Origin of the sequence: Pseudomonas sp. TMW22080 (genome assembly GCF_022496745.1) — a bacterium.
GTDB classification, from domain to species: domain Bacteria; phylum Pseudomonadota; class Gammaproteobacteria; order Pseudomonadales; family Pseudomonadaceae; genus Aquipseudomonas; species Aquipseudomonas bubulae.
Genome location: NZ_SCFF01000001.1, coordinates 296,295 through 321,609 on the forward strand (window position 1 = coordinate 296,295; position 25,315 = coordinate 321,609).

Sequence of the window (25,315 nt, forward strand, 5' to 3'; positions counted from 1 at the left end):
TCATATGCGATTAGTACAATTTGAACTCAACACCGGTGAGCGCCGCGTCGGCCTGGTAGACGGTGATCTGGTACGTGAAGTGCTGGGTGCCAACAGCGTGCGTGATTTGGCCCTCGCCGCCATCGAAGCGGGTGTGAGCCTGGCACAGCAGGTCGACCAGCGCGGTCTGGGCATTGCCCATGACTACCCGGCGTTATTGGCCGAGTTGCGCATCCTGCCTCCTCTGGATCATCCGGACCCGGCCCATATGCTGATTAGCGGTACGGGCCTGACCCACCTGGGTAGTGCCTCTGCGCGAGATAAAATGCACCAGCAGGCTGGTGACGAAGCGGCTTTGACCGACACCATGAAAATTTTCAAATGGGGTGTGGAAGGCGGAAAGCCCGCCGCCGGTCAGGCGGGCGTGCAACCGGAATGGTTCTACAAGGGCGATGGCAGCATCGTCGTACGGCCTGGAGCTGCATTCCCACTGCCACCGTATGCCGAAGACGCAGGCGAGGAGCCGGAAATCGGCGGCCTGTATGTCATCGGCCATGACGCGAAACCCTATCGACTGGGTTTCGCGGTGGGTAATGAATTCTCCGATCACGTGATGGAACGCAAAAACTACCTGTACCTGGCTCATTCCAAATTGCGCAGCTGCTCTTTTGGCCCTGAACTGCGGGTCGGTGCATTGCCCCAGCATTTGTCGGGCTGCAGCCGGATCCTGCGCGATGACGAGGTGCTGTGGGAAAACGAGTTTTTGAGTGGCGAAGCCAACATGTGCCACAGTCTGGAAAACCTTGAATATCATCACTTCAAGTACAGCCATTTTCTGCGTCCAGGTGATGTGCACATCCACTTTTTCGGCACGGCGACCTTGTCGTTCGCCGACGGCATTCGCACACAGCCGGGTGACCGCTTCGAGATCAGCCAGGCCGATTTCGGCGCGCCATTGATCAACGGTATCACCCCGGTCGATGGGGTGTTCGCGCCCGGCGGCATGAGCACACTTTAAAGGAGACCCTCAATGACTCAGATTCTCGGTCACAACTACATCGGTGGCCAACGCAGCGCCCTGGGCAGCGTCATCGTCAAGAGTGTCGACGCCAGTACCGGCGAGGCCCTCGCCTACGACTTTCACCAGGCCACCCCCGAGGAAGTTGACCACGCAGCCACAGCTGCCGCGTCGGCATACCCGGCATACCGCGCGTTGAGTGCGGAACGCCGCGCCAGGTTCCTGGACGCGATTGCCGATGAGCTGGATGCCCTGGATGATGACTTCGTGGCGGTTGTCTGCCGGGAAACTGCATTGCCTGCGGGTCGTATTCTGGGTGAGCGTGGACGCACCAGCGGACAAATGCGCTTGTTCGCCAAGGTGCTGCGCCGTGGTGATTTTTATGGCGCACGCATCGATCAGGCACTACCGGATCGCACTCCGCTGCCTCGTCCCGACTTGCGCCAGTACCGCATTGGCCTGGGGCCAGTGGCGGTGTTTGGCGCCAGCAACTTTCCTTTGGCGTTCTCCACAGCGGGTGGTGACACCGCCTCGGCGTTGGCAGCCGGCTGCCCGGTAGTGTTCAAGGCCCATAGCGGGCACATGGCTACTGCAGAATGGGTCGCCGATGCCTTGATGCGTGCCGCCGAACGCACCGGCATGCCTGCCGGAGTCTTTAACATGATCTACGGCGCCGGCGTTGGTGAGGCACTGGTCAAGCATCCGGCGATTCATGCCGTAGGTTTTACCGGCTCGCTCAAGGGCGGCCGCGCGTTGTGTGACATGGCGGCGGCACGCCCGCGGCCTATCCCTGTGTTTGCCGAGATGTCCAGTATCAACCCGGTGATCGTCCTGCCCCAGGCCCTTGTCGTACGCGGCGCCACTATCGCCCGCGAACTTTCCGCCTCGGTTGTGCAGGGTTGCGGGCAGTTCTGTACCAATCCTGGGCTGGTCATTGGCCTGCGCTCGGCTGCGTTCACGACTTTTATTGAACAGCTGGCCGGGCAGATCAGCGAGCAACCCGCGCAGACCATGCTTAACCCCGGCACATTGCGCAGCTACGGCCAAGGCCTGGATAAGCTGCTTGCCCATGACGCTATCCAGCGCCTGGCCGGGCAAGCGCAGCAGGGCAATCAGGCTTGGCCGCAGCTGTTCAAGGCTGATGTCAGCCTATTGCTTGAAGGGGATGAGGTGTTACAGGATGAAGTCTTCGGGCCAAGCACTGTGGTGGTTGAAGTTGAGGACCAGGCTCAGCTCAGCGCCGCGATAAACAGCTTGCATGGCCAACTGACGGCCACCTTGATCGGCGAAGTGTCTGACATTGATCAGTTTGGCGAATTGACTGCGCTGCTGGAGCAGAAAGTCGGACGCATCCTGCTAAATGGTTACCCGACCGGCGTGGAAGTCTGCGATTCGATGGTCCATGGCGGTCCGTACCCCGCCACCTCCGATTCCAGGGGCACTTCAGTGGGCACCTTGGCGATCGATCGTTTCCTGCGCCCGGTGTGTTTCCAGAACTACCCCGACAACCTGTTGCCTGACGCATTGAAAAACGCCAACCCTCTGGGCCTTCACCGCCTGGTGGATGGTCAGTTGTCAGACCGCTCGCTGGGTTGATCCTGCCGTCATAGAGGGAAATTCCCGAAACTACGCGATGATATGCGCAGATACCAAGGTGTCTGCGTTACATCTGCGTGCCTACCTGGGGCCAGAGTCTCTTCTCCGTCCCCCCTATGACCAGCCGCCTCTCAACTATTCGTCGAGTTCATGCTCAAGCTTCAATGCTCGCTTCCAGCTGTCCAGTGCTGCCAGACGTTGCAGGTAAGCCTGCAGATGTGGGTACTGCGCCCCGAACTTCATCTGCTCGACCACCGTGATGGCAACAAAAGCCAGCATGAAGTCAGCCCCTGACAATGTGTCCCCCACAATGAAGGTTCTGTTCGCAAGCGCACTGTCCAGAAACCCCAGTACTTTATCGAACTCAGTCCGGGTATAGCCGTCCAGGAACTTGAGTTGAGTCCCTGCATTAATTTCAAACTGGGTGAACAGCTTGAGTAGCACCGGCACCATCGCCGAGCTTTCTGCAAAATGAATCCATTGCAGGTACTGAAGATAATCTGGTGAGCTGAACGCGGGCTCCAGCCGGGGCGCAAAGCGGCGAATCAAGTATTCGACGATGGCGCCGGATTCAACCAGCACCTGTCCGTCGAGCTCAATCACCGGTGACTTGCCCAGCGGGTGAATGTCTTTCAGTGAGGCCGGGGCGAGATGAGTGGCAGGATCACGCTGATAGCGAATCAGGGTGTAAGGCTCTCCCATTTCTTCAAGCAGCCAAAGAATACGCAGTGATCGGGACGCGTTGAGGTGGTGAAGTGTGATCATGAAGACTCTCTCTGTTTATGATGGATGATTAGAAGTTCTTCTTATATATTTTCCCGCCTTTCATAATCATGCTGAGAGTTGCATCCGGGGCCTCCAGAAACCCCAGGCTCACCGTGGGATCTCCCTCGACAACCAACAGATCAGCCAATGCACCTGCTTCTATCCGGCCAATTTTACCGGGATATGGATTGCGGGCTCCCGACAGCCCCAACAGTTCCCCATTCATCTTTGTCGCCATGTTCACGACGTCGTGTGCAGCGTAAAACCGGGTCAACTTTGCAAGCTGTCTTCCCTGAGTGGATGTCTTTTGCGGATTAAATAAAACATCAGTCCCCCAGGCCGTTTTTATATTGAAGCGCTGAGCAAACTCATAGGCTCTCGCGGTACCCTCAGCCACCACGCGCTGGCGCTCACGCCGTACAGGATCAGTATAAACATTGGCATCTTCATCTTGCAGAAAAGGCTGAAGACTCCACCAGATATCGTTGTCTGCCATCATGCGCGCGGTTTCTTCATCCGCCAGTTGGCCATGCTCGATCGATTTCACACCGGCGCGAATGGCACGCTGGATACTTCTGGGCGTGTACGCATGCACCATCACATAGGTGCCCCAATCGGCAGCGGCTTCAACCGCCATTCTTAATTCTGACTCCATAAACTGGGTGCTATCGAGATGGTCATACGTAGACGCAACGCCGCCACCTGCCATCAATTTTAGCTGTGATGCCCCAAGCATAAGCTGTTCTCTGGCCCGTCGAAGCACTTCGGCATCGCCATCAGCTATGGCTGCAGCACCCAGTTGCTCAGTCACGCTCAGTGGTCTGAGTGAGCTGCGGGGAATCTCTGATCGCATCCTGAAATCACCGTGGCCAGAGGTCTGTGAAATCATTGCGCCGGAAGGATAAATACGAGGCCCTGCAATAACACCCTCATCAATGGCACGCTTCAATGCGAACGAAGGTCCTCCAGGATCGCGAACCGTCGTAAAGCCGCGCATCAAGGTGCTTTCTGCTTCGCGGGCGGCGACTAAATGGATATAGCCCGGGTCTGCGCTCATCGCGTCAAGTTGCGTGATGCCCGCTAACGTAGTGTGCCAATGGGCATCAATCAATCCCGGCATCACCACTCTTCGCCCGCAATCGATAACCACGGCGCCTTCAACCTCTGTATTGGCGGGTAGCAGTGAGTCGATCACGCCATCCTTGATCAGGATGCAGACGTTATCGTCAAGCACAGCGCTACCGTTGAATAAGCGAAGATTCTTGAGCAACAGCGTGCTCGCGCTGGATTCAGCGTTTGTACCTTGTCCTGAGGCACTCGATGCGCGCACTGCAGAAAGTTGTGCACCTTTGGGTTTGATACCGCTATAGACGTCACGTCGAGACAGATCAAGCATCATTCTCGCGTGAAAGTCCTGTATATCCGGCGAGCTACAGGTGCACAGGTCATGTACTTCACGTTCAACATGATGACTGGGTGTAAAACGCGTATTGGACCTGGCAGATTTAAGCCTCATATCGAACGTTCCGTAAGCATTTTCAGGAACAGAGACTATAGATCGAATTAAAAACGCTGATCGAGGGGAAAGCTCGAGAACATTTATCGTTTCTATCCCCGGTGCAGGTACACAGAGACAGGAAGCGCGGCACTTCGCTTTCCTTTCATCCAGGCCGTGCAATACCGTGGTGTCGCAATTTGCGATAGAGCGTATTTCGGCTAATCCCCAGGCGGGCTGCAACATGGGCGATATGCCAATGTTCTGCCTCGATCAATGCCAGTAGCGTCTGCCGTTCGGATACGCCAAGCGGATCTTCGGCCAACGCGACTGGCACTGCTACTGCCGGCAGCAACTCCGCCAAATCGTCCAGAGTGACACGCCCCTCCAATGACAACGCTACCAGCGTGCGCAGGCACGTACGCAGCTGCCGGACATTGCCCGGCCAGGGTTGCCTCAGCAAGCGCTCTCTGACGCCGGCCTCCAGCCGGATTCTTGTACCTTTTGTCTCTTCGAGCAGCAGAAGGTCGAGCACACTGCCCTTGTCTGATCGTTCACGCAACGGTGGAAGCTGCACGGTGAACCCGGCAATGCGATAAAACAGATCTTCGCGAAAGCGCCCCCCGACCACACCGGCGTTCAGATCCTGGTGACTCGCACTGATAAGGCGTACGTCGAGCGGACGTGCTGTCGCGCCACCTAGCGGCATCACCTGACGCTCCTCCAGCACTCGCAGCAGTCGGGTCTGAAGCGCCAGGGGCATATCGGCGATTTCATCGAGAAATAGAATGCCGCCATGGGCCTGCTCAAGTTTACCGATCATCCCGTCCTTGCGTGCGCCGGTGAAGCTGCCACCACGATAGCCGAACAGCTCGCTTTCGATCAGCGTTTCCGGAATGGCCGCGCAATTGATCGCCACAAACGGCTGGCCCGCTCTGGAGCTGGCACGATGCAGCGCTGCCGCAAAAGCTTCTTTGCCGGTACCGGTTTCGCCCTGTAAAAATACGGGAACGTCTCGCTCCAAAACCCGTAATGCGCGGGCAAAGCCGCGTTGCAGACGCGGGTCTTCCAGGCATACATGCACGTCGTTGATGATGGGCGCTGGCGGCGTTAGCAAAGGCGATCGGTGCACGGGTTCACGCAACTGTCCGTAGATCAGGCGCCCGTCCACCAGCCGCATTGGCCAACAGACACTCGTCTGAGCGCTGGTCTGACTCATTATCTGATCCACAGGTGTTTCCAGCAGCATTGCCAGAGGCTGCCCAACCACCTGGTCACGGCTGAGGCCCAGCAGATCCAGCGCAGCATGATTGATTGAACAGATACGGGCACTCTCGTCGAAACTGAGCAGACCTTCACCCAGCAGCCCGACGAAACCAGCCTCAGGGTGCAAGCGCAGCAAGTAGCGATGCGGGTCATGCCCCAGGAAAAACGAGCTCTCGATCAGCCTGGCTGACAAGCTGGTCAATGCCATGGCCTGGAAGTGTTGCTGAAGGCTGTGGTCATCCCTCACGGATGAAAGGTTGAGCACGGCTAGCAGCTCTCCACTCGCATCGAATATCGGGCTCGCCGAACAGGTAAGTCCGACGTGCTTGCCACGGAAATGCTCATCACGGCGGATGGTGACGTGCTGTCGCTCGACCAGGCAGGTACCGACACCGTTGGTGCCCTCACAATCTTCACTCCATACCGAGCCGAGCCACAACCCGGAACGCTGAACCTCTGCTCGCTCGGATTCGTTGAACACGCTGTCGATGGCCACACCCCGTGCATCGGTGAGTAGTACCACATGGCCGTCACGCCCGAGTTGTTGGTGCAAGTTGCTCATCTGCCAATGCGCCACGGCGATGATGTGCTCCAGTGGCGCGCGGTGATCCTGCAAGCGTGGATGCTCAACCACGTTAGGTGCGCGGCGACTGGCAGGGTCGAGCTGATACTGGTCCAGGCAGCGGCGCCAGGAGCGTGTAATGGCCAGGTCAGCACCAGGGCTGTGGCTGGCGACAGTGCCCTGCACGGCTTGTAGCACTTGTTGTGCATGGGCGTTGATCAAGGCCGGCTTCATTATTCTTGTTCTCCGTTACGGTCAGGACACGGGTCTGTTGGCAGCTTATATGAAAAGATTGCAACGAGCGCTTTTTGCACCGGGTGACACTCTGTCATCAGCATTTCCAGAAACGTGACAGAGATCCGGATCAAGATCTGAGCCGTATTGCCGCAACGGCTCTGCAACGGGGTTTTGATAGAGATGGCCCGGGCCTTGCTCTGGGTAAGTTGTTACTAAAACAACAAGATCGGGAGAAGCCCCCATGAACATCGCTGTCGAAACCCCCCTGCACACGCCTACGGCTCAGCTTGCCGCTTGGATCGAGAGCCTCAACGAACGTCTCGCCCAGCGTGATCTGGACGGCACGCTGGCATTGTTTGCCAGCGAGTGTCACTGGCGCGACCTGCTGCTTTTCAGTTGGAACCTGGTGACCCTGGAAGGCAAACCTGCCATTCGCGACCTGCTTGAAACACGCCTCGACCAGACTCGCCCCGAGCGGTGGAAAGTGGAAGGTGAAGCGGCGCTGAATAACGGTGTACTCGAAGGCTGGATCAGCCTGGAAACACAAGCGGCGCGAGGTAAAGGCTATGTGCGGCTGAAGGATGGTTTGTGCTGGACGCTGCTGACGGCCATGCGCGAGCTCAAAGGTTTTGAAGAACCCAGTGGTCGCCGTCGTCCGATGGGTGCCAGTCATGGTCACGCCCACGCTGACAAGCGCAACTGGCTGGAGCGCCGCCGCGATGAAGAAGCATCGCTGGGGATCACCACTCAACCCTATTGCCTGATCGTTGGCGGCGGTCAGGGGGGGCTGGGGCTCGCTGCGCGGCTCAAGCGAATGGGCGTGCCTACCCTGATCATCGACAAGGCTGACCGACCCGGCGATCAGTGGCGTGGTCGCTACAAGTCGCTATGTCTGCACGACCCTGTCTGGTACGACCATATGCCTTACCTGCCCTTCCCCGATCATTGGCCGGTTTTCACCCCAAAAGACCAGATTGGCGACTGGCTGGAAATGTACAGCAAAGTCATGGAGCTCAATTACTGGCCGCGTACGGAATGCGTGAGCGCCAGCTTTGACGAGCAAAGTGGCACCTGGAAGGTTGAAGTACAGCGTGATGGCGAACCTGTGACGCTACAACCGACCCAGTTGATTCTCGCCACCGGCATGTCTGGCGTACCCAATGTGCCACGTTATCAGGGTGCCGAGGTTTTCAATGGGCAGCAGTATCATTCCAGCCGCCATCTCGGTGGCGACGCCTGGAGCGGCAAGCGCGCGGTGGTCATCGGTGCGAACAATTCGGCTCACGACATCTGCGCCGATCTGGTGGAGAACGGCGCCGAGGTGACTATGGTGCAGCGCTCCAGCACCCACATCGTGCGTTCCGACAGTCTGATGGAGCTGGTCTTCGGCGGGCTCTACTCGGAAGACGCCCTGGAGACGGGTTTGACCACGGACAAGGCCGACATGCTGTTCGCCTCGATCCCGTACAAGGTGATGCCAGGCTTTCATCAACCCATCTTTGCGGCGATCAAGGAGCGTGACAAGGACTTCTACGAGCGCCTGGCCAAGGCTGGTTTCATGCTCGATTTCGGTGACGATGAGTCTGGCCTTTTCATGAAGTATGTACGCCGTGGTTCGGGTTACTACATCGATGTCGGCGCCAGCGAACTGATCGCTAACGGCACGATCAAGCTCAAGAGCGCACCTGGCCTTGGTGTCGAATGTATCGAAGCCGATGCCGTCGTACTCAACGATGGCAGCCGCCTACCGGCAGATCTGATCGTCTACGCCACAGGCTATGGCTCAATGAATGGTTGGGCGGCAAAGCTGATTTCCCAGGAAGTAGCTGACAAAGTCGGGCGCTGCTGGGGCCTGGGTTCTGGCACCACGAATGATCCTGGCCCTTACGAGGGCGAACTGCGCAACATGTGGAAGCCGACACAGCAGGAAAACCTCTGGTTCCACGGTGGCAACCTGCATCAGTCGCGGCATTATTCGCTGTATCTGGCGCTGCAGCTAAAAGCGCGCTTCGAAGGGATCAATACCTCCTTCTACGGCCTTGCAAAGAGTCACCACACTGGCTGATTCAAATGGCGCCCAGCTGTGGTTGGGCGCCTTTGCACAATATTCCGGATACATTCCGGGCTAAAAGCTGCAGGCGTTCGAGTACAATGTGTTTCCTATCAATCGCTTAAGCTGTCCAATGAAAAAACTGTTTTCTGTAGTAGCGCTGACCCTCTCGGTAATTACCCCCGCCTTTTCAAGCCCTCCATCGACATTTTCCGAAGCAAAGGTCATCGCAAAGCAGAAGATCTACCTCGACCAGGCGAACAGTGCCATGGGCGAGCTGTATTGCGGCTGCAAATGGACATGGGTAGGCAAGTCGGGGGGCCGTATTGATACGGAGTCTTGCGGCCTTCAAACCAGGAAACAACAGAGTCGCGCGCAACGCACTGAATGGGAGCACATCGTTCCTGCCTGGACATTCGGTAACCAACGTCAATGCTGGAAGAACGGTGGTCGAGAACATTGTGTGGATGACGATCCCGTATTCCGGGCGATGGAAGCCGATCTGTTCAACCTCTACCCCTCTGTTGGCGAGGTGAACGGCGACCGTAGTAATTTCAACTACGGCATGACCACCGGGGTAGCGCCGCAATATGGGCAATGCAAGACGCGGGTTGATTTCAATCAACGTGCTGCGGAGCCGCGTGACGAGGTCAAAGGCCTGGTCGCGAGGACAACTTTTTACATGTTCGACAGATATAAACTGAACATGTCTCGTCAGCAGCAACAGCTGCTGATGGCCTGGGACAAGCAATATCCGGTTTCGCCCTGGGAGAAAGAGCGAGATCGCCGCATTGCAGCAATCATGGGGCACTCCAATCCTTTCGTAACCGGTGATCGTCGCTGGACGCAAGGGTACAAGACCGTCGGTGAGGGGGTAGTCGGTGCCATTCCTGCTCAACACCACTCGTGTACCCGCACAGCCGGTCCTGGCGAGCGCGAGTGGCGTGAGTTCGATCATTGGTAACCGCAAAAGCCAGCTTTACCACCTCTCGATGGGGTGCCCTGGTTATGGCCAGGTGTCAGCGAAAAACCAAGTAACCTTTGACTCCGAATCTGAGGCTCAGGCAGCAGGATATCGAAAGGCAGGCAACTGCAAATAGTTGCTTTCGGTGAATACCGGGCTATCGAAGCACTCTATGGATCTGCGAAATCACCTGCATCGTTGCGTCTTCGATGGTTCCTTCATTACGGCATAAAACCCAGCCGTGATCTGCAATCGCCCGCTCGAACGCCTGGGTACAGGCAACATGTTCTTCCAGCTTATGGATCACCGTACTGTTCAGCCCTCGCGAGCGGGCCGCTGCCCTCGCCCATGAAATATCAGGGTCGGTGACAACCCCGACATGCAGGTCCGGGACTTGCACGTTTCGCTCAATGTTCAACTGCAGAATCTCTGCAAACGGGATTATCCGGCGAAATGCGGCATCAGAGGGGTACCAGCGATCAATCAGGATGATGCTGTCGGGTGGCTGCTTAGCCAATACGTGCCGGGATATCCAGGTACGGCTGTCAGCAAGGCGTTCACAAACCCGCAACTCTAATTCCCGGCCGGGATTTCTGACGAGTTTGTTGACGAGGGCCATTGTTTCACCTCGATAGGGATCGCTTTTTTTCTCGCAAAGCCGGATCACCTTTTTGTTGTCTGCCCTCAGAGCTTTGGTGACGGCCTCCAGCAGTGTGGTTTTTCCAGCGCCCTTGGGCCCATCCAGAGAAACAAACAGCGCACGGTTCATTCTTCACTTAACAATTGATTCATTGATGAGCACTCTAACCTGAATAGGTACCAACGGGCCTGAAAATTACAGGCTTACAGCCGCTGCAGCCAAAGCCGCCAACCAGCAATCATCGCGTTTCACACCGCCACCACCACCCGCTCGACCGCAACACCCTCCCCATCCAAGCGTCGGGCCAGCAAACAGGTGAACGCCAGTACCGGAATCACGGCACAGGCAGCGGCTATCCACAACAGCATCGTGTAACCCTGACCCACCAGTTGCCCGGCCAGTGCCGGCCCGGCCATGGAGCTCAAGGCAAACGCGCCGGGGATCAGCATGATCGAGCGGCCACTGCGGTCCAGCCGTGCAATTGCTGCTGTCTGATAAACGCAGCCCCAGGTGAAACCTACTTCCCAGATCCATGCGCCCGCGGCATACATCACAAAGCCTTCGGCATTGCCCAGCAACAACAGCCCGGTGCCCAGCACCAGCATGACGATGAGATGCGGCACGCGTACGCCCAGGCGGTCACCGACCGCGGCCAGAGTTAGTGCTGCGGCCCCTCCCAGCAGTTTCAATACGGCAAAAACGATACCCAGTTCGCCCGGTTGCAGTGCCAGGCCATGGCCCAGTCGCTCCAGGAAAGCCCACAGGCCGATTTGCCCGGCGCCGAACAGGAAGAAAAACCCCAGCGCGGCATAAGCCGCTGGCGGTAATTGAAAACGTGACAACACCGAACCATCCCGCGGTGGTGTGTCTCTTCCGATAAAGTCCTCGCGCCTGGGCAATGCCAGGGCACTGAGGCTCAGCAGCAGGATGATCGCTGCGAGCATTACTACGGCACCGGTGTAGTGGAAATACGCGATGACCAGTGAAGGCAGCGCGAATAACACGGCTGCCACCAACCCCAATTCAATGCCCAGGCGCAAGCCCAGGGCGCGCTCTTTGTTGGCCATTTCGCCCATGATACGCATGCCCAGGCAGGTCATGAGTGCGGCAAAAAAGCCAATCAGCGCCCACAACGGCAACTGCGCCGTGGCGGGCAGCCATGACGTCATCCAGTACGCTGCAGCCGCGCCAGTGGCGCAGCCCAGCGTCAGCCAGCGCCAGTTCAAACGGTCGATCAGCACGACGGCCATCAGGGTGCCCAGCAGGTAGCCGGCAAAACAAACGGCACCCAGCAGGCCGACCCGTTCGACACTGAAGCCCAGGCTGTCAACCATCGAGCCAAGCAGGATCGGCAAGGTATTGAACGGCAAGCCGCCAATGGTCGAGGCGAAGCTGGCGGCCAGCATGATCGCCATTGTCTTGCGGCCACTCATGTTCATTGCGCGTTCCTGCCCGGAGTTGATCAGCGATGGTCGACGGTGATGATTTCACTGCGCCCGGCAGTCGATGCCGGCACGCTGTCTTCGTCCATAAAGAACTGGGCGTACCAGTCGCGCAGTTGATAGACCGGACCATCACCTTCAGCCAGCACCGGTTTGTCGACCCGGATCTTGTGCTGCCAGATCACCACGTCCTGATAGAAAGCATCGCGATTACGCAGCACATAATCCTGGGCCAGCGCCCTGCTCTGCTCTTCGCTCCAGCCCGGGATCTTTTTCACCATGCAACCAAAACGCAGCTCGAAACTGTTGGCGTCGATCGGGACGTGGCAGTTGAGCAGGATCGAGTGAATTTCCATGCCCTCGAACACTGCGCGCATGCGGGTAAAATGCGTCGCCGGGCCGTAATAGGCAGACTCGGCAACCAGGTCCCCGCCCAGCCGGTCCGAGTCGCCGTGGAAAATCTGCTGGGCAATATGGCCTTCGAAAATATTCGCGAAGTACTTGGTCGGCGTGCCATGCACCGGGCCGAAGTGCTGGGCGTCCGCGAGGTTGTCGACCAGTTCCCGGGGGTTGGTCTCGATGACCAGTTTGTCCATGTGCCAGTCATGCAGCCATTCATCGCTGTCCTGCTCCGGCAAATGCGGGATCACCACATTGTCTGCCGGGGCCTTGCCCTCAGGGTTGTTCCACACGAACAGCAGGTTGTTTTCTTCACAGGTCAACCAGCGGCGGGTTTTGGCCTTGGGCGGGATGCGCTTGCAATATGGAATCTCGACGCACTTGCCACTGGCGTCGTATTGCCAATGGTGAAAGGGGCACACAACCCGGTCGTTTTCCAGGGTGCCTTGTGACAGGTCGGCGCCCATGTGCGGGCAATGGGCATCGATCACGCTGATCTCGCCACTGGCCGTGGCAAACGCCAGCAAGCGTGTGCCGAAAATATTCAGTGTATGGAGCTGGCCATCACGGTAGTCGGCCGCATCACCCAGGCAATGCCAGCCCCGGCCAAAGCGAGGTGCCAGAATACTGTCAACATTGATTGCAGCGAGTTTGGTCATTGTTATTGTCCTCGTGTGAAAATCCCCGGTCCTATGCCCGCTGGATTTTCACCGAACCCGATGCCGTCCTCATCCTCCGCATGGACTAACAATGCCTGCTTTCAGGCACTGTTTTGCGTCAATCCGGTTTTTTTTCTGCTGGCCTTGGCGCCGGGCAATAACGCCAGCCCTGGCTTGCCCAGGGCAACCACACTGTTGAGGATGATGCGCACCAGTTCGGTCTGGCGGCGCACACCGGTCTTCGAGAAAATCGAGCGCAGGTGTGCCCTTGCAGTATTACGACGCACATTCAACGCCTCGGCGGCTTCTTCCAGGGACAGGCCATTGGCCAGTTCCATCGCCAGGGCGGTTTCAGCCCGGGTCAGGTTGAACAGCTGCTTGGTCAGGGTTTCGCTGGCCATGGACCGTCCTGCAGCGTCGCGGATGTATACCACCACCCCTGGGGTGCCTTTGCCCTCGGCCCAGTCCTGGGTCGTAATGGCCTCGACCACCACCCCCAGGTTGATCTGCCCCGAGGGCCTGGAGACTGACATGGCTTCAGCCTGCGTGCCTTCCTGCACATTGCCGGTGTCACGGGTAAAGGCGTTGCGGACCAGGCGCTGCAGTTCGCGATTGTCGCTGGGGTAAGTCGCCTCAAGGTGTCCGCCAACCAGTTTGAGGCCGTCTGCCTGCTCCAGCAGTTCGCTGGCCATCGGGTTCAGGCTCAGGACCTTGCCCTGTTGATCCAGCACAATGGTGGCCACCGACAGGCGACTGATCGCCTGCGAGTACAGCTCGGTCATCGACTCGCTGCGGTCGATCAGGTTGTGCACATGCATGGCACGGCGCAAATGCGGTATGAACATGCCACACAGGCTGCGTTCGCTGGCACTGAAGTTGGGCGCGGATTTTGGCCGGGTAATGCGAAAGCGCAGCTTGCCGCCATCAGGCGTGGAAATATCGGCAGCCATGATGTGGTAGGTGTCGTGCACGGTGCCATAGGTCTTGAAGTAAGCCGAGCGGGTCCACTGCTCCTCACTCATCAGGTCGTCGACAGTGAATACCCGGTCCATTGGCGGGTTGTTGAATGGCGTGAGCGCTTGTGGGTAGGCCCAGTAACTCACCTCGCCTTCGCGCTCAATGTCACCCACTACGATCATCAGGCCCAGGTCAGGCTGCTCGGGGACGCGCAAGATCAGGATGACATAGTTGGCCTGGTACAGATTGCGCACATGGCGCAGGGTCTTGGCCATCAGCCTGGGCTCCAGCGAGCCGTCGTAAAACTCGCCGATAAGGCTGTCATACTCGGTCAGGTTCAAGCCCATGTCTGCCAGGGTCTGAACACTCAAGCCGCTATTATCCATCGCCCTCTCCTCACGGGACACCGCCTGGGCCCTGCCCGTTGTTATTGTTATGTCGTGCCTGACTGAGGTTTACCGACAGTCGCTGTAAACGGTATGCGGGGCATCGTGCAGAAGACCTGCCCCGCAGGCCGACCGGTCACTGGCTGGTGTCCCCGACAAAAGCGGCCAGGCCAATGCGCTCCAGCACCTGTGCGCTGTACGGCACATAGCTGCGGCTGCTGTCATCACGGATAAACAGCGGGTCGCTGAATGCTGCAGGGGCATAGCCCTGACGTTGCAGGTCGACCTTGCGCAACTTGAAGGTACTGGTCAGGTCAGCCGCTGCCGATACCCGTACGAACACCGGGGCGGCGTAACGCGGCAAGCGCGTTTCGGTCAATGCATAGAACGCCTGCGGGTCGAAGCGGCGGCCCGGCTGCATCAACACCGCCGCCATACCGGCGCGCCCCTCCTGCCCGGGTACTTGCACGCCATAAATGTTGATCAGCTCAAGGCCTTCGAAGTCGCCCAGCGCAGCCGCCACCTCAAGGGTGGAAACGTTTTCACTTTTCCAGCGGAAAGTGTCGCCAATGCGGTCGATAAAATACAGGTAGCCGTCCTTGTCAAAACGCAGCAGGTCACCTGAACTCCAGTAGGCATCGCCCTGGCTGAACACATTGCGACGAATCTTGCTGGCAGTCGCCTCGGCTGAGGTATAACCCTCGAAACGCCCGCCGCCGATGTCGGGATGGTTGATGATAAAACCCAGGGCCTCACCCACCTCGCCCTCCTCGCACAGCTGGTAGAAGCCATTTTCGTCCCGTGGGTGGCTGTCGGTTTCAACGTCATAGCGCACCAGGCGCAAGTTGCTCTTTTCCCAGTACGGCACACGGCCGCAAGCCCCCAGATAATTGTCGACATTGACCACATTGGTGTTGGACTCGGTGGAGCCCCAGCCTTCAAACACGTGGATCGGCCCGAAACGGCGCAGCCAGTTCTGCCAGCTTTCGCGGGTCAACCCGGCGCCGAGCATGCAGCGCAGACCGTGGTCACGTTCACCGGCCACCTCGGGCTGGTTGAGCAGATAGCGGCAGATTTCACCGATGTACTGGAACACGCTCACATGATGCTTGCGCACATCGTTCCAGAACTCACGGACACTGAATTTGCGCCGTACCACAATGGCTGCACCGGTTTTCAGCGCGGTGGACGTCACTGACGTGGCGGCTGCACCGTGATACAGCGGCAAGCAGCAATAGAACACGTCATGGGCGGTGGTTTGCAGGGTGATTTCCATGATGTCACCGGTCGACATCCAGCGCATATGGCTATAGCGCGCCGCTTTCGGCAGGCCGGTGGTGCCCGAGGTAAAGATCAGCAGGCACGGGCTCTCGGCTCTCAGGTCGGCGCGCACATCACGAGGGAATGGCATGGCGGGGGCTGTGGCCAGTGCTTGAGCCAGTCCGGTATCGACCTGTGACGGCATGGCCCCGGTCCATGGCTGCTCGGTATCCGCTACCAGCCATAAGGGCAGCGGTGGCAAGCCTTGAGTGGCAAGCACATTGCCCAGCACCTCTTCGCCGACCAGCATGGCCTTGGCATCGATCGCCTGCAGCGCGTGCACCAGTGGCCGGCCGCTGACCTGGGTATTGACGAAACCCGCCACCACGCCGAGCTTGGCCAGGGCGAACCAGCAACAGAAAAACTCCGGGCGGTTCTCCATCGCCAGGGCGCAGACATCACCCGGACGCAGGCCGCGGGCATACAGGACATGGGCCAAACGGTCGGCGCGGGCATTGATCAGGGCGAAACTGAGACGCTGTTCGCCATAAATGATAAAGGGCCGTTCGCCGTGACGCTGCGCCTGCTCTTCGAGGCGATCGGCAAGGGTGTAGCGATCGGCCGGTTTGATCCGGGCACTGGCGGCGGCCCGCAAATCGAGAATTGCCTGCGTCTGCTCCCGTGGCACAACTGCGCGTTCGGCACTGGACAGCAGGGTTGCGTTGTTGAAATCGTTCATCCTTATCTCCGATATTGGGGCCACTGCGTAACTCAGCGTTGTGTGCGCGGCATGCCCAGGCCGAACTGGGCAATCAGCTCGCGCTGGATCTCATTGGTGCCACCGCCAAAGGTCAGGTTGACCGATGCCCGCACCTCATATTCCAGCTCGCCAAGCAGATAAGCCGCTGCCGAACCGGCCCGGGTCAGGCCACTGGCACCCAGGATGGCTGACAGCTTGCGCAGGATCTCGATCGCCGACTCCGAGCCGTAGACCTTGGTGGTCGAGGCCAGTGCGACGTCCACACGGTCGCGTTCAAGGTCGGCGGCAATCCGGAAATTGATCAGGCGCATCGCTTCAAGCCGGGCATAACACTCGGCCAGATCGCGCTTGACCCAGGCCACATCGGTGGCGCGGTGGCCCTGCTCATCGGCGCAACGTGCCCACAGATAGACGCGGTTGAACAGGCTGACCACTTTGTCGGACCAGGCCCCCAGGCCCAGGCGTTCGTGGTTGAGCTGAGCCGTAATCAGTTTCCAGCCGCCATGCAGCTCACCCACCAGCATGTTGCGTGGCACCCGCACATTGTCGTAATAGGTGGCCGCCGTAGGGTTGCCGGAGGTCGGGATCAGGGTGCTGGAAAACCCTTGGGCAAGGGTGTCGAGAATCAGGATCGAAATGCCCTTGTGACGCGCCTGCTCGGGGTCGGTACGGGCCGCCAGCCAGATGAAGTCGGCCGCATCGGCGCCCGAGGTCCAGAGCTTGCTGCCATTGACCACAAAACCGTCGGCATCTTCACGGGCGGTGGTTTTCAGTACCGCCAGATCGCTGCCAGCACTGGCTTCGGAGTAACCGATGGCGAAGTTGATGTCCCCGGCGGCGATCCCTGGCAGGAATTTATCCTTTTGCAACGCCGAGCCGTGGGCCATCAGCGCCGGGCCAACGGTACTGATGGTCACGAATGGCAGTGGCGCGCCGGCGATATTGGCTTCTTCAAAGAAAATCAATTGCTCGGTCGGGCCATAACCCTGCCCGCCATAGGCCTTGGGCCAGCCTACCGCCAGCCAGCCATCGCGACCGATTTGCGCGATGGTGCGGCGAAACAGCTCGCCACCTTCGGTACCGCGCATCTGCTGGCGCAGCTCGGGAGTCATCAGGTTCTGGAAATAGTCCCGGACCTTGAGTCGCAATGCATGCTGTTCAGGGGTGAGATCGACAAACATGGGGACGCGCCTCCAGACTGTTAGAAAACGTGCTTGTGTGCGGCTCACTCTAAGGCTGTCTGCGCCCCGCCGCTTCGTCTGTATGGACGAACAAAACAACCGTCTGCCAGGATCAATCCCGAGTGATCTGCGCCAGCATTGCCGCCTCGAAATGCTCGCTATAAGGCGGCAGCAAGCCCCATTCGCCGCGCGGATCGTGGTCGGGTGCCTTGAGTACGGTGCGCAGGTGGCTGAATTCAAGGAACCCTTCACGGCCGTGGTAATGGCCCATGCCCGAGCCGCCGATACCGCCGAACGGAGCATCATGCAAGGCGGCATGCATCATCACGTCATTGAGGGTGACGCCACCGGACAGGGTGTGCTCCAGCACATGACGCTGTTCAAGGGCATCGTTGCCAAAGTAGTAGAGGGCCAGTGGCCGTGGCCGGTCATTGATATGCGCAATCACCTGGTCGACCTCGTCGTAGGGCAGCACGACCATGGCCGGGCCGAAGATCTCTTCGTGCATGATCAGGCTGTCTTGAGGCGGGTCGATAACCAGTTGCAACGGACGCCGACGGTTTTGCATATCGACCGCTTGCGCATAGGGCAGGCTTATCACCCGGGCACCGGCTTGACGGGCCTGGTCAACCAGATTTTCCACCCGGGCCAGATGTTGTGGGTTGACCACGGCAACTACATCCGGGTTGTCGCTTACCTCGGGGATGAACCCGCGGTAAGCGCCAGCAAAGGCATTGATAAACGCCTCAAGCTGCTCACGGGCAACGTAGACCAGGTCCGGGTTGATGCAGACCTGACCGCTGTTGGTGGTCTTGGACAGAGCAATGCGAAAGGCCGCCGTGGCCAGATCCGCGCTGCGGGCAACGATCACTGGCGATTTACCGCCCAGTTCCAGTGTCACCGGCACCAGGTTTTGCGCTGCATTACCCATCACCGAGCGGGCCACGGCGGTACTGCCGGTAAACACCAGGTGATCAAAGGGTTGCGCAGTAAAAGCCTGGGCCAGGTCGGCGCCGCCGGTGACCACCCCCACTTCCAGCGGGTCGAACAGTTCGGCAAACAGCCTGGCAACCAGCGCGGCAGTGCGCGGTACCACCTCCGAGGGCTTGAGGATCGCCCGGTTACCTGCCGCCAGCGCCGAAGCCAGCGGGCTGAGCAGTGTGTACAGCGGCGCGTTCCAGGTCCCCAGAATGCCCACGGTGCCCTTGGGCTGGTACATCACCCATGCCTGGGCACCGAGCTGGTCATAGGGGCTGAAGACCTGTCGCGGTTCATCCTGCATCCAGCTTTCGAGGTGGTCCCGGGCGTGCTTGAGCGAGCCCAGTGCCCCCAGCACATCGTTCATCAATGAGAACCCCCGGGGGCGACCGCCAAAGTCGGCATCCATCGCCTCGGCCAGCGCCAGGTGGTGGTCCACCAGTATGTCGATTACCCGCTGGATTCGCGCCCGGCGCTGCGCAGCGCTGACTGCGCCCTGAGCGTTGAACGCGGCTTTCTGCTCAAGCAACAGGGCTGCCAGACCATCAGCGCAAGAAATTGCACAACTCATTGATGCCTCCTCAACTGAACAAGGGCCCGCACAACACCCTGATCGAAAGCTAGCCCGATCCTGCGTGCAAGCGCCTCGTCCAAGTGGACGAGTAAGTCAGAGTGGCCCCGTAACCTGTACACCCCGCCAATGGCGAAGGTTTCCTCTGGTTGCGGTTGTCCCGCGCTTGGATTAACGTTCAGTCCAACTGCCAACGTGACTTGAATCCCGTCACTACCTGCCCTTTCAGGAGGGCTGTCGGATGCAACGGTGCTTGCCGCTGAGTCTGCTGTTCATTGCCCTCGCAGGTTGTACCCTGGGGCCTGATTTTGTTCGTCCCGAAGTTGCTGCGGATGCCGGTTACTCCACGCACAACCTCACGACCACCGCCCGGGCCGATATCGACGCTGGCGGCGCTGCGCAACGCCTGATTGCCGGCATGGATATACCCGGGCAATGGTGGACACTGTTCCGCTCGCCGGAATTGAACGCCCTGGTGGAAGAGGCCTTGCGCGCCAACCCGGATATCAGCGCCGCGCAAGCAGCATTGCGCCAGGCCAATGAGCAGGTGTATGTCGATCAGGCTTCCTTGTTTCCCGTCCTGAACGGCAATTTGTCGAAAACCCGCCAGAAAGTCTCCGGGACCACATCCGGTACGGCGTCGTCGCCGATTCTCACACTCAGCTCCGCGTCACTGAGCGTGTCCTATGCGCCGGATGTCTTCGGCGGTACGCGCCGGCAGATCGAGTCGTCCACGGCGCAAGCCGAGTACCAGCGTTTTCAGCTTGAGGCCACCTACCTCACGCTATCCACCAATGTGGTCAATACCGCCGTCAGCCTGGCGTCCCTGCGCGATCAGATTGCGGCGACCGGGCAAATCATCCAGCTACAGAGCGACCAGCTCGACCTGCTGCAGGCGCAGCGGCGCCTCGGTGCCATTGCCGATACCGATGTATTGACCCAGCAAACTGCCTTGGCGCAAACCCGCGCTACTCTGGCGCCCTTGCAAAAGCAGTTGGCGCAAACCCGGAACCAGTTGATGGCCTACCTGGGCAGGTTCCCCAATCAGGACAAGGGCGAGCGTTTCAACCTGGCGTCCCTGCATCTGCCGCAAGAATTGCCAGTGAGTCTGCCCTCGGCAATCGTCGAAAAGCGTCCGGATGTGCGCTCCGCTCAGGCGCAACTGCATGAGGCCAGTGCCAATATTGGCGTGGCGGTGGCCAATCAGTTGCCACAGTTCAGCATTACCGGTTCATTGGGTTCCACGGTAGCCAGCGGCAGCACGCTGTTTTCCGCAGGCTCGGGTGTATGGAGCCTGGCCGGGGCAATTGCCCAACCGCTGTTCGATGCTGGTGCGCTTGAACACCGAAAACGGGCGGCGGTTGCGGCATATGACCAGTCGGCGGCGCAGTACCGCGGTACGGTGCTTGCCGCATTCCAGGATGTGGCCAACGTGCTCAGGGCGCTGGAGGCCGATGCCGAGGCGCTCAAGCAGCAAGTGGCTGCGGAGCAGTCCGCCCAGGCCAGCCTTGCCCTGGTGCAGGCGCAGTACCGCCTGGGAGCGGTGGCTTATATCAACCTGCTCACGGCGCAGCAAACCTACCAGAACACCGTGCTCAGCCGGGTCCAGGCCCAGGCCGTGCGCTACAGCGATACCGCAGCGCTGTTCCAGGCTCTGGGCGGCGGCTGGTGGAACCGCAGCGACCCTGACCCCCAGGGCCGCCCTGACCGATTCGGCTTGCCGACCTGGCAAGAACTCATGCCGAGTCACAACAAGACCGCGCCCGCCAAACCCACGCGGCTCGACTGAATACCATTGAAACAGCGAGAACAACCATGGCTGACGTCAACAACGACTCACTCGCGCAACCCACTGCAAGGCGCAGGCTGTGGCGGCCGATGCTTATCATGATCGGGGTGGTGCTGGTGATTGTCGCGATCATCGCCGGGGTCAAGTTCGCGCAGATCTCAGCCATGATTAACCAGGCAAAGCAGCCCTTGCCCGCCGCCGTCGTCACCGCCATGCAAGTACCGTTCGACGACTGGCAGCCGACGGTGACCGCCGTGGGCTCGATAAAAGCCGTGCGCGGGGTCGATGTGACCACCGAAGCGGGCGGCATTGTGCGCAGCATCGGTTTTACACCGGGCCAGGAAGTGGCAGCACAGGCGCTGCTGGTTCAATTGAATGCTGATTCGGACATCGCCCTGCTCCATTCGCTGGAAGCCACGGCGGACCTGGCCGCCATCGTCCTCAAGCGTGACCGCGCACAACTGGCGGTCAACGCCGTGTCCCAGGCGCAAGTGGACACCGACAACGCAGACCTCAAAGCCAAACTGGCCGCCGCAGAACAGCAGCGGGCGCTGGTGGCGCAAAAAACCATTCGTGCGCCCTTTGCCGGGCGTATAGGCATTACTGCTGTCAACCCCGGGCAATACCTCAACCCCGGTGACAAAATCGCCACGTTGCAAACCTTCGACCCCATCTATATCGACTTCAACGTGCCCCAGACCCAACTGGAAGCCATTGCTGTCGGCCAAAAAGTATCGGTGACCGCCGACGGCCTCTCCAACCAGACATTCACGGGGCGCGTCAGCACCATAGACACCCGCTTCGACCCGACCACGCGTAACGTCACGGTCGAAGCCAGCGTTGCCAACCCCGGGAAAAACCTGGTGCCCGGCATGTTTGCCCGCGCAGTTGTCGACTCGGGGGCGGTGCTGCGCTACCTGACCGTGCCACAGACAGCCGTCACCTATAACCCCTACGGCACCACCGTTTTTATCGCGCTGTCGAGCAAGAACGACAAGGGTGAAGACGTTCTCACGGCACAACAGACCTTTATCAAGACCGGACCGACCCGTGGCGATCAGGTCGCCATCCTGTCCGGTGTGAAGGAAGGCGATCTGTTGATCACCAGTGGTCAGATGAAACTCAAAAATGGCTCGCCGGTGCAGATCGACAACAGTGCTGCGCCGCTCAACGATGCGGCGCCAACGCCTCAAGAACATTAAAGGTGACCCATGAAGCTCACCGATACCTTTATCCAGCGCCCGGTCTGGGCCGTAGTGGTTTCGCTGTTTATCCTGATCCTGGGGCTACGTTCGATCTTCGAATTGCCGGTCAACCAATGGCCGCGAACCGAAAATGCGGTGGTCACTATTACCACCGCCTACTACGGCGCCGATGCAGCCACAGTTGCCGGGTTTATCACCCAGCCACTGGAGTCGGCGATCGCCCAGGCCCAGGGCATCGATTATCTGTCTTCGTCGAGTATTACCGGGGTCTCGACCATTACCGCCACGCTGCGGCTGAACTTCGACGCCAGCAAGGCCCTGACCGAGATCAACACCCAGGTCAACTCGGTCAAGAACCAGCTACCGGCCCAGGCCCAGGAACCGGTGCTGTCGGTTGCGGTGGGGCAAACCACGGATGCCATGTACCTGGGGTTCTACAGCGACACCCTGCCCACCAATAACATCACCGATTATCTGGTGCGGGTGGTCAAACCCAAGCTCGACTCGATCCAGGGCGTGCAAACCGCAGAAATCCTCGGTGGGCGCCAGTTCGCCCTGCGTGCCTGGCTGGACCCGGACAAACTGGCGGCCCATAACGTCACCGCCCAGGACGTAGTCGCGGCGCTGGCCAACAACAACTACCTGTCTGCCGTGGGTTCAACCCGCGGGCAAATGGTCACGGTAGACCTGACGGCCGGAACCGACTTGCACACGGTAGATGAATTCAAGCGGCTGGTGATCAAGAACAACGACGATGCCCTGGTGTACCTGGAAGATGTCGCCACGGTGACCCTGGGTGCAGAAAGCTACGACAGCAGCGTGGCGTTTTCCGGCAAACGTTCGGTGTTTGTCGGTATCAAAGCCGCGCCCAATGCCAATATCCTCAGCGTTGCCAGCAGCGTGCGCGACGCCTTCCCCGAACTGCAAGCGCAATTGCCTGCAGGCGTGCGCGGCGAAATCGTTTATGACTCCACAGCGTTCATCAATACTTCGATTGTCGAGGTGGTCAAGACCCTGGTGGAAGCAATGGTCATAGTGTCGGTGGTCATCTACCTGTTCCTCGGCTCATTCCGCGCGGTGATAGTGCCACTGGTGGCGATACCGCTGTCGCTGGTCGGCACCTTCTTTGTCATGTACCTGCTGGGTTACTCGATCAACCTGCTGACCTTGCTTGCATTGGTTCTGGCCATTGGTCTGGTGGTGGACGACGCGATTATCGTGGTGGAAAACGTCGACCGGCATATCAAGGAGCAAGGCAAAGGTGTATTTGAAGCCGCGTTGATGGCGGCGCGTGAACTGGGCGGCCCGATCATCGCGATGACGGTGGTGCTGATTGCCGCCTATGTGCCGATCGGGCTGCGCAGCGGCTTGACGGGGGCACTGTTCAAGGAGTTCTGTTTTTCCCTGGCCGGTGCGGTAACGGTATCGGCAGTGGTGGCCTTGACGCTGTCACCGATGATGACCTCCCGGCTGTTGCAACCCGGGCAGGATGAAGGTCGCTTCGCGCGCCGGCTCGATCAGTGTTTTGACTGGCTGCGCGGGCGTTACCATCGCGTTTTGTCAGCCGGTCTGGATATCTGGCCGGTGCTGGTGACCTTTGGCTTTGTCCTGTTTGTACTGGTCGCCGCCAGTGGCATGACCGCCAAAAGCGAACTGTCACCGACCGAAGACCAGGGGCTGGTGTTCATGATGATCAAAGGCCCGCCGACAGCTGCACCGCAACAGATGGAGCGCATTGCCGACCAGGCGTTTCAGATCGCCAGCAAGGAGCCTGAATACGCGCAGATGTTCCAGCTGACCGGGCTGCCCGCCCTCAATCAGGGCCTGGGCGGGGTCTTGCTCAAGCCCTGGAGCGAACGCACACGCTCCCAGGCCGAGCTGATCTTCGATCTTCAGCAAAAATGGAATCAGGTGCCGGGGGCCACCGTCGCTGCCTTCCCATTGCCTTCGTTACCGGGCGCCCAGGGATTGCCGGTGCAGTTTGTGATCACCACCACAGACTCGGTAGAAAACCTCAATGAAGTGGCTCAGGCCGTGATGGCCGAAGCCCAGAAGCAACATTTGTTCTGGTTTGCCGACATGGACCTGAAACTGGACAAACCGCAGGCCAGACTGGTGGTCGACCGGGAAAAAATTGCCGCACTGGGCATGACCCAGGCAGATGTCGGCGCAGCCCTGTCAGCTGCATTGGGTGGCAACTACGTCAATTACTTCTCGACCGCCGGGCGCTCATACAAAGTCATCCCGCAAGTACTGCAGGTTGACCGGCTCAACCCCGAGCAGATTCTCGATTACTACATCCGTACGCCCGCCGGTGTGATGATCCCGGCGCGCACGGTGGCGCATATCGAGACCTCGACACAACCCGAGTCGATCAATCACTTCCAGCAGTTGAACTCGGCGACCCTCTCGGGCGTCAGCGGTGTGGCCCAGGGCGAGTTGCTGGCCAGGCTCAACACTATCCTGAACGATATTGCGCCCTCGGGTTACACCTCGGACTTTTCCGGCGAGTCGCGTCAGTTCATGCAAGAGTCCGGCGGCTTTGTCGGCTTGCTGCTGTTCTCGATATTAATCGTCTACCTGGCCCTGGCCTTCCAGTTCGAAAGCTTCCGCGATCCGGTGGTCATTCTGTTCTCGGTGCCGCCGGCACTGTTTGGTGCGCTGGCCTTTATTACCATGGGCTTTGCCTCGATCAATGTGTACACCCAGGTGGGCCTGGTGACGCTGCTGGGGCTGATCACCAAGCACGGGATCCTGATCGTGCAATTTGCCAATGAACTGCAAAGCGCAGGCCGCAGCAAGCGTGAGGCCATTGAGGAAGCCGCCGGCGTGCGTCTGCGGCCGATCCTGATGACCACGGCCGCGATGGTACTGGGCGTGGTGCCGCTGGTCTGGGCTTCCGGTGCCGGGGCTGCAGGGCGCCATGACATGGGTCTGGTGATCTTCGCCGGGCTGTCTATCGGCACCCTGCTGACGCTGTTCATGGTGCCGGCGATGTATATGTTTATCGGTTCCAGCCATCACCTCCAGGCTGCACGACCCTCGACAGATCCGCGCGGCGGATGAATACAGGGAGCAAGGTTGACAGGGTCGCATACGTGCTCTAGGTTGACGCAAACGTAAACGTAAGCACAAAAACAAGCCAAAACAATAATT

Annotated in this window: 16 protein-coding genes and 1 pseudogene; 7 read left to right on the plus strand and 10 right to left on the minus strand. The window is 59.3% G+C overall.

Features of this window, described 5'->3' with window-relative positions; genetic code table 11:
- Positions 1 to 4 precede the first annotated feature (4 nt).
- Together araD1 and EQV96_RS01395 are read left to right on the plus strand one after the other, a co-directional pair.
- Positions 5 to 997, plus strand: coding sequence for an AraD1 family protein (gene araD1 / locus EQV96_RS01390; RefSeq protein ID WP_095019923.1), 993 nt, complete (start codon positions 5 to 7; stop codon positions 995 to 997).
- Between the two features lie 12 nt (positions 998 to 1,009).
- Complete coding sequence (locus EQV96_RS01395; RefSeq protein WP_240881106.1) at positions 1,010 to 2,593, plus strand: aldehyde dehydrogenase (NADP(+)); 1,584 nt, start codon at positions 1,010 to 1,012, stop codon at positions 2,591 to 2,593.
- A gap of 135 nt (positions 2,594 to 2,728) precedes the next feature.
- On the opposite strand, the gene EQV96_RS01400 is transcribed toward EQV96_RS01395, so the two are convergent.
- The 3 genes from EQV96_RS01400 to EQV96_RS01410 form a co-directional block, all read right to left on the minus strand.
- Positions 2,729 to 3,358 carry a glutathione S-transferase gene (locus EQV96_RS01400; protein ID WP_095024669.1) on the minus strand — a complete coding sequence of 210 codons (630 nt, stop codon included), beginning with the start codon at positions 3,356 to 3,358 and terminating at the stop codon, positions 2,729 to 2,731.
- 28 nt (positions 3,359 to 3,386) lie between these two features.
- Entirely contained in the window at positions 3,387 to 4,757 is a 1,371-nt protein-coding gene (locus EQV96_RS01405; protein WP_240881108.1) for an amidohydrolase family protein, read from the minus strand.
- A gap of 262 nt (positions 4,758 to 5,019) precedes the next feature.
- Positions 5,020 to 6,915, minus strand: coding sequence for a sigma-54-dependent Fis family transcriptional regulator (locus tag EQV96_RS01410; protein ID WP_095032302.1), 1,896 nt, complete (start codon positions 6,913 to 6,915; stop codon positions 5,020 to 5,022).
- A gap of 244 nt (positions 6,916 to 7,159) precedes the next feature.
- On the opposite strand from EQV96_RS01410, the gene EQV96_RS01415 reads away from it, so the two are divergent.
- Together EQV96_RS01415 and EQV96_RS01420 are read left to right on the plus strand one after the other, a co-directional pair.
- Entirely contained in the window at positions 7,160 to 8,983 is a 1,824-nt protein-coding gene (locus tag EQV96_RS01415; RefSeq protein ID WP_240881110.1) for an NAD(P)/FAD-dependent oxidoreductase, read from the plus strand.
- Positions 8,984 to 9,101: 118 nt separating this feature from the next.
- Positions 9,102 to 10,068, plus strand: a pseudogene (locus EQV96_RS01420) (endonuclease).
- Between the two features lie 21 nt (positions 10,069 to 10,089).
- Here EQV96_RS01420 and EQV96_RS01425 read toward each other — a convergent pair.
- The 7 genes from EQV96_RS01425 to EQV96_RS01455 form a co-directional block, all read right to left on the minus strand.
- Positions 10,090 to 10,701, minus strand: a complete 612-nt coding sequence (locus EQV96_RS01425) for a dTMP kinase (RefSeq protein WP_095024674.1) — start codon at positions 10,699 to 10,701, stop codon at positions 10,090 to 10,092.
- Between the two features lie 119 nt (positions 10,702 to 10,820).
- Positions 10,821 to 12,011 carry an MFS transporter gene (locus EQV96_RS01430; protein WP_095000228.1) on the minus strand — a complete coding sequence of 397 codons (1,191 nt, stop codon included), beginning with the start codon at positions 12,009 to 12,011 and terminating at the stop codon, positions 10,821 to 10,823.
- A gap of 23 nt (positions 12,012 to 12,034) precedes the next feature.
- On the minus strand, positions 12,035 to 13,072 hold the full coding sequence (locus tag EQV96_RS01435) for a Rieske 2Fe-2S domain-containing protein (protein WP_095000229.1): 1,038 nt from the start codon (positions 13,070 to 13,072) through the stop codon (positions 12,035 to 12,037).
- Between the two features lie 101 nt (positions 13,073 to 13,173).
- Positions 13,174 to 14,415: a helix-turn-helix transcriptional regulator gene (locus tag EQV96_RS01440; RefSeq protein WP_240881118.1), complete on the minus strand. Its 1,242-nt coding sequence runs from the start codon at positions 14,413 to 14,415 to the stop codon at positions 13,174 to 13,176.
- 136 nt (positions 14,416 to 14,551) lie between these two features.
- Positions 14,552 to 16,414 (minus strand): long-chain-acyl-CoA synthetase, encoded by a 1,863-nt coding sequence (locus EQV96_RS01445; protein ID WP_240881119.1) that lies wholly within the window; start codon positions 16,412 to 16,414, stop codon positions 14,552 to 14,554.
- 32 nt (positions 16,415 to 16,446) lie between these two features.
- Positions 16,447 to 17,616, minus strand: coding sequence for an acyl-CoA dehydrogenase family protein (locus EQV96_RS01450; protein WP_095019168.1), 1,170 nt, complete (start codon positions 17,614 to 17,616; stop codon positions 16,447 to 16,449).
- Positions 17,617 to 17,728: 112 nt separating this feature from the next.
- Positions 17,729 to 19,165 (minus strand): coniferyl aldehyde dehydrogenase, encoded by a 1,437-nt coding sequence (locus EQV96_RS01455; RefSeq protein WP_095019932.1) that lies wholly within the window; start codon positions 19,163 to 19,165, stop codon positions 17,729 to 17,731.
- A gap of 241 nt (positions 19,166 to 19,406) precedes the next feature.
- Here EQV96_RS01455 and EQV96_RS01460 point away from each other — a divergent pair, with 241 nt between their 5' ends.
- From EQV96_RS01460 to EQV96_RS01470, 3 genes are all read left to right on the plus strand, one after another.
- Positions 19,407 to 20,954, plus strand: coding sequence for an efflux transporter outer membrane subunit (locus tag EQV96_RS01460; protein ID WP_130871483.1), 1,548 nt, complete (start codon positions 19,407 to 19,409; stop codon positions 20,952 to 20,954).
- 89 nt (positions 20,955 to 21,043) lie between these two features.
- Entirely contained in the window at positions 21,044 to 22,156 is a 1,113-nt protein-coding gene (locus tag EQV96_RS01465; RefSeq protein ID WP_179292895.1) for an efflux RND transporter periplasmic adaptor subunit, read from the plus strand.
- Positions 22,157 to 22,165: 9 nt separating this feature from the next.
- Entirely contained in the window at positions 22,166 to 25,225 is a 3,060-nt protein-coding gene (locus EQV96_RS01470) for an efflux RND transporter permease subunit (protein WP_240881120.1), read from the plus strand.
- The last annotated feature ends 90 nt before the right edge of the window (positions 25,226 to 25,315 follow it).

Excerpts from the sequence above, each read along its gene's own strand:
- EQV96_RS01445 (WP_240881119.1), bottom strand. The coding sequence starts at position 16,414 with ATGAACGATTTCAACAACGCAACCCTGCTGTCCAGTGCCGAACGCGCA.
- EQV96_RS01425 (WP_095024674.1), bottom strand. The coding sequence starts at position 10,701 with ATGAACCGTGCGCTGTTTGTTTCTCTGGATGGGCCCAAGGGCGCTGGA.
- EQV96_RS01430 (WP_095000228.1), bottom strand. The coding sequence starts at position 12,011 with ATGAACATGAGTGGCCGCAAGACAATGGCGATCATGCTGGCCGCCAGC.
- EQV96_RS01415 (WP_240881110.1), top strand. The coding sequence starts at position 7,160 with ATGAACATCGCTGTCGAAACCCCCCTGCACACGCCTACGGCTCAGCTT.
- EQV96_RS01470 (WP_240881120.1), top strand. The coding sequence starts at position 22,166 with ATGAAGCTCACCGATACCTTTATCCAGCGCCCGGTCTGGGCCGTAGTG.
- EQV96_RS01435 (WP_095000229.1), bottom strand. The coding sequence starts at position 13,072 with ATGACCAAACTCGCTGCAATCAATGTTGACAGTATTCTGGCACCTCGC.
- EQV96_RS01440 (WP_240881118.1), bottom strand. The coding sequence starts at position 14,415 with ATGGATAATAGCGGCTTGAGTGTTCAGACCCTGGCAGACATGGGCTTG.
- EQV96_RS01405 (WP_240881108.1), bottom strand. The coding sequence starts at position 4,757 with ATGATGCTTGATCTGTCTCGACGTGACGTCTATAGCGGTATCAAACCC.
- EQV96_RS01395 (WP_240881106.1), top strand. The coding sequence starts at position 1,010 with ATGACTCAGATTCTCGGTCACAACTACATCGGTGGCCAACGCAGCGCC.
- EQV96_RS01410 (WP_095032302.1), bottom strand. The coding sequence starts at position 6,915 with ATGAAGCCGGCCTTGATCAACGCCCATGCACAACAAGTGCTACAAGCC.
- araD1 (WP_095019923.1), top strand. The coding sequence starts at position 5 with ATGCGATTAGTACAATTTGAACTCAACACCGGTGAGCGCCGCGTCGGC.
- EQV96_RS01400 (WP_095024669.1), bottom strand. The coding sequence starts at position 3,358 with ATGATCACACTTCACCACCTCAACGCGTCCCGATCACTGCGTATTCTT.
- EQV96_RS01455 (WP_095019932.1), bottom strand. The coding sequence starts at position 19,165 with ATGAGTTGTGCAATTTCTTGCGCTGATGGTCTGGCAGCCCTGTTGCTT.
- EQV96_RS01465 (WP_179292895.1), top strand. The coding sequence starts at position 21,044 with ATGCTTATCATGATCGGGGTGGTGCTGGTGATTGTCGCGATCATCGCC.
- EQV96_RS01460 (WP_130871483.1), top strand. The coding sequence starts at position 19,407 with ATGCAACGGTGCTTGCCGCTGAGTCTGCTGTTCATTGCCCTCGCAGGT.
- EQV96_RS01450 (WP_095019168.1), bottom strand. The coding sequence starts at position 17,616 with ATGTTTGTCGATCTCACCCCTGAACAGCATGCATTGCGACTCAAGGTC.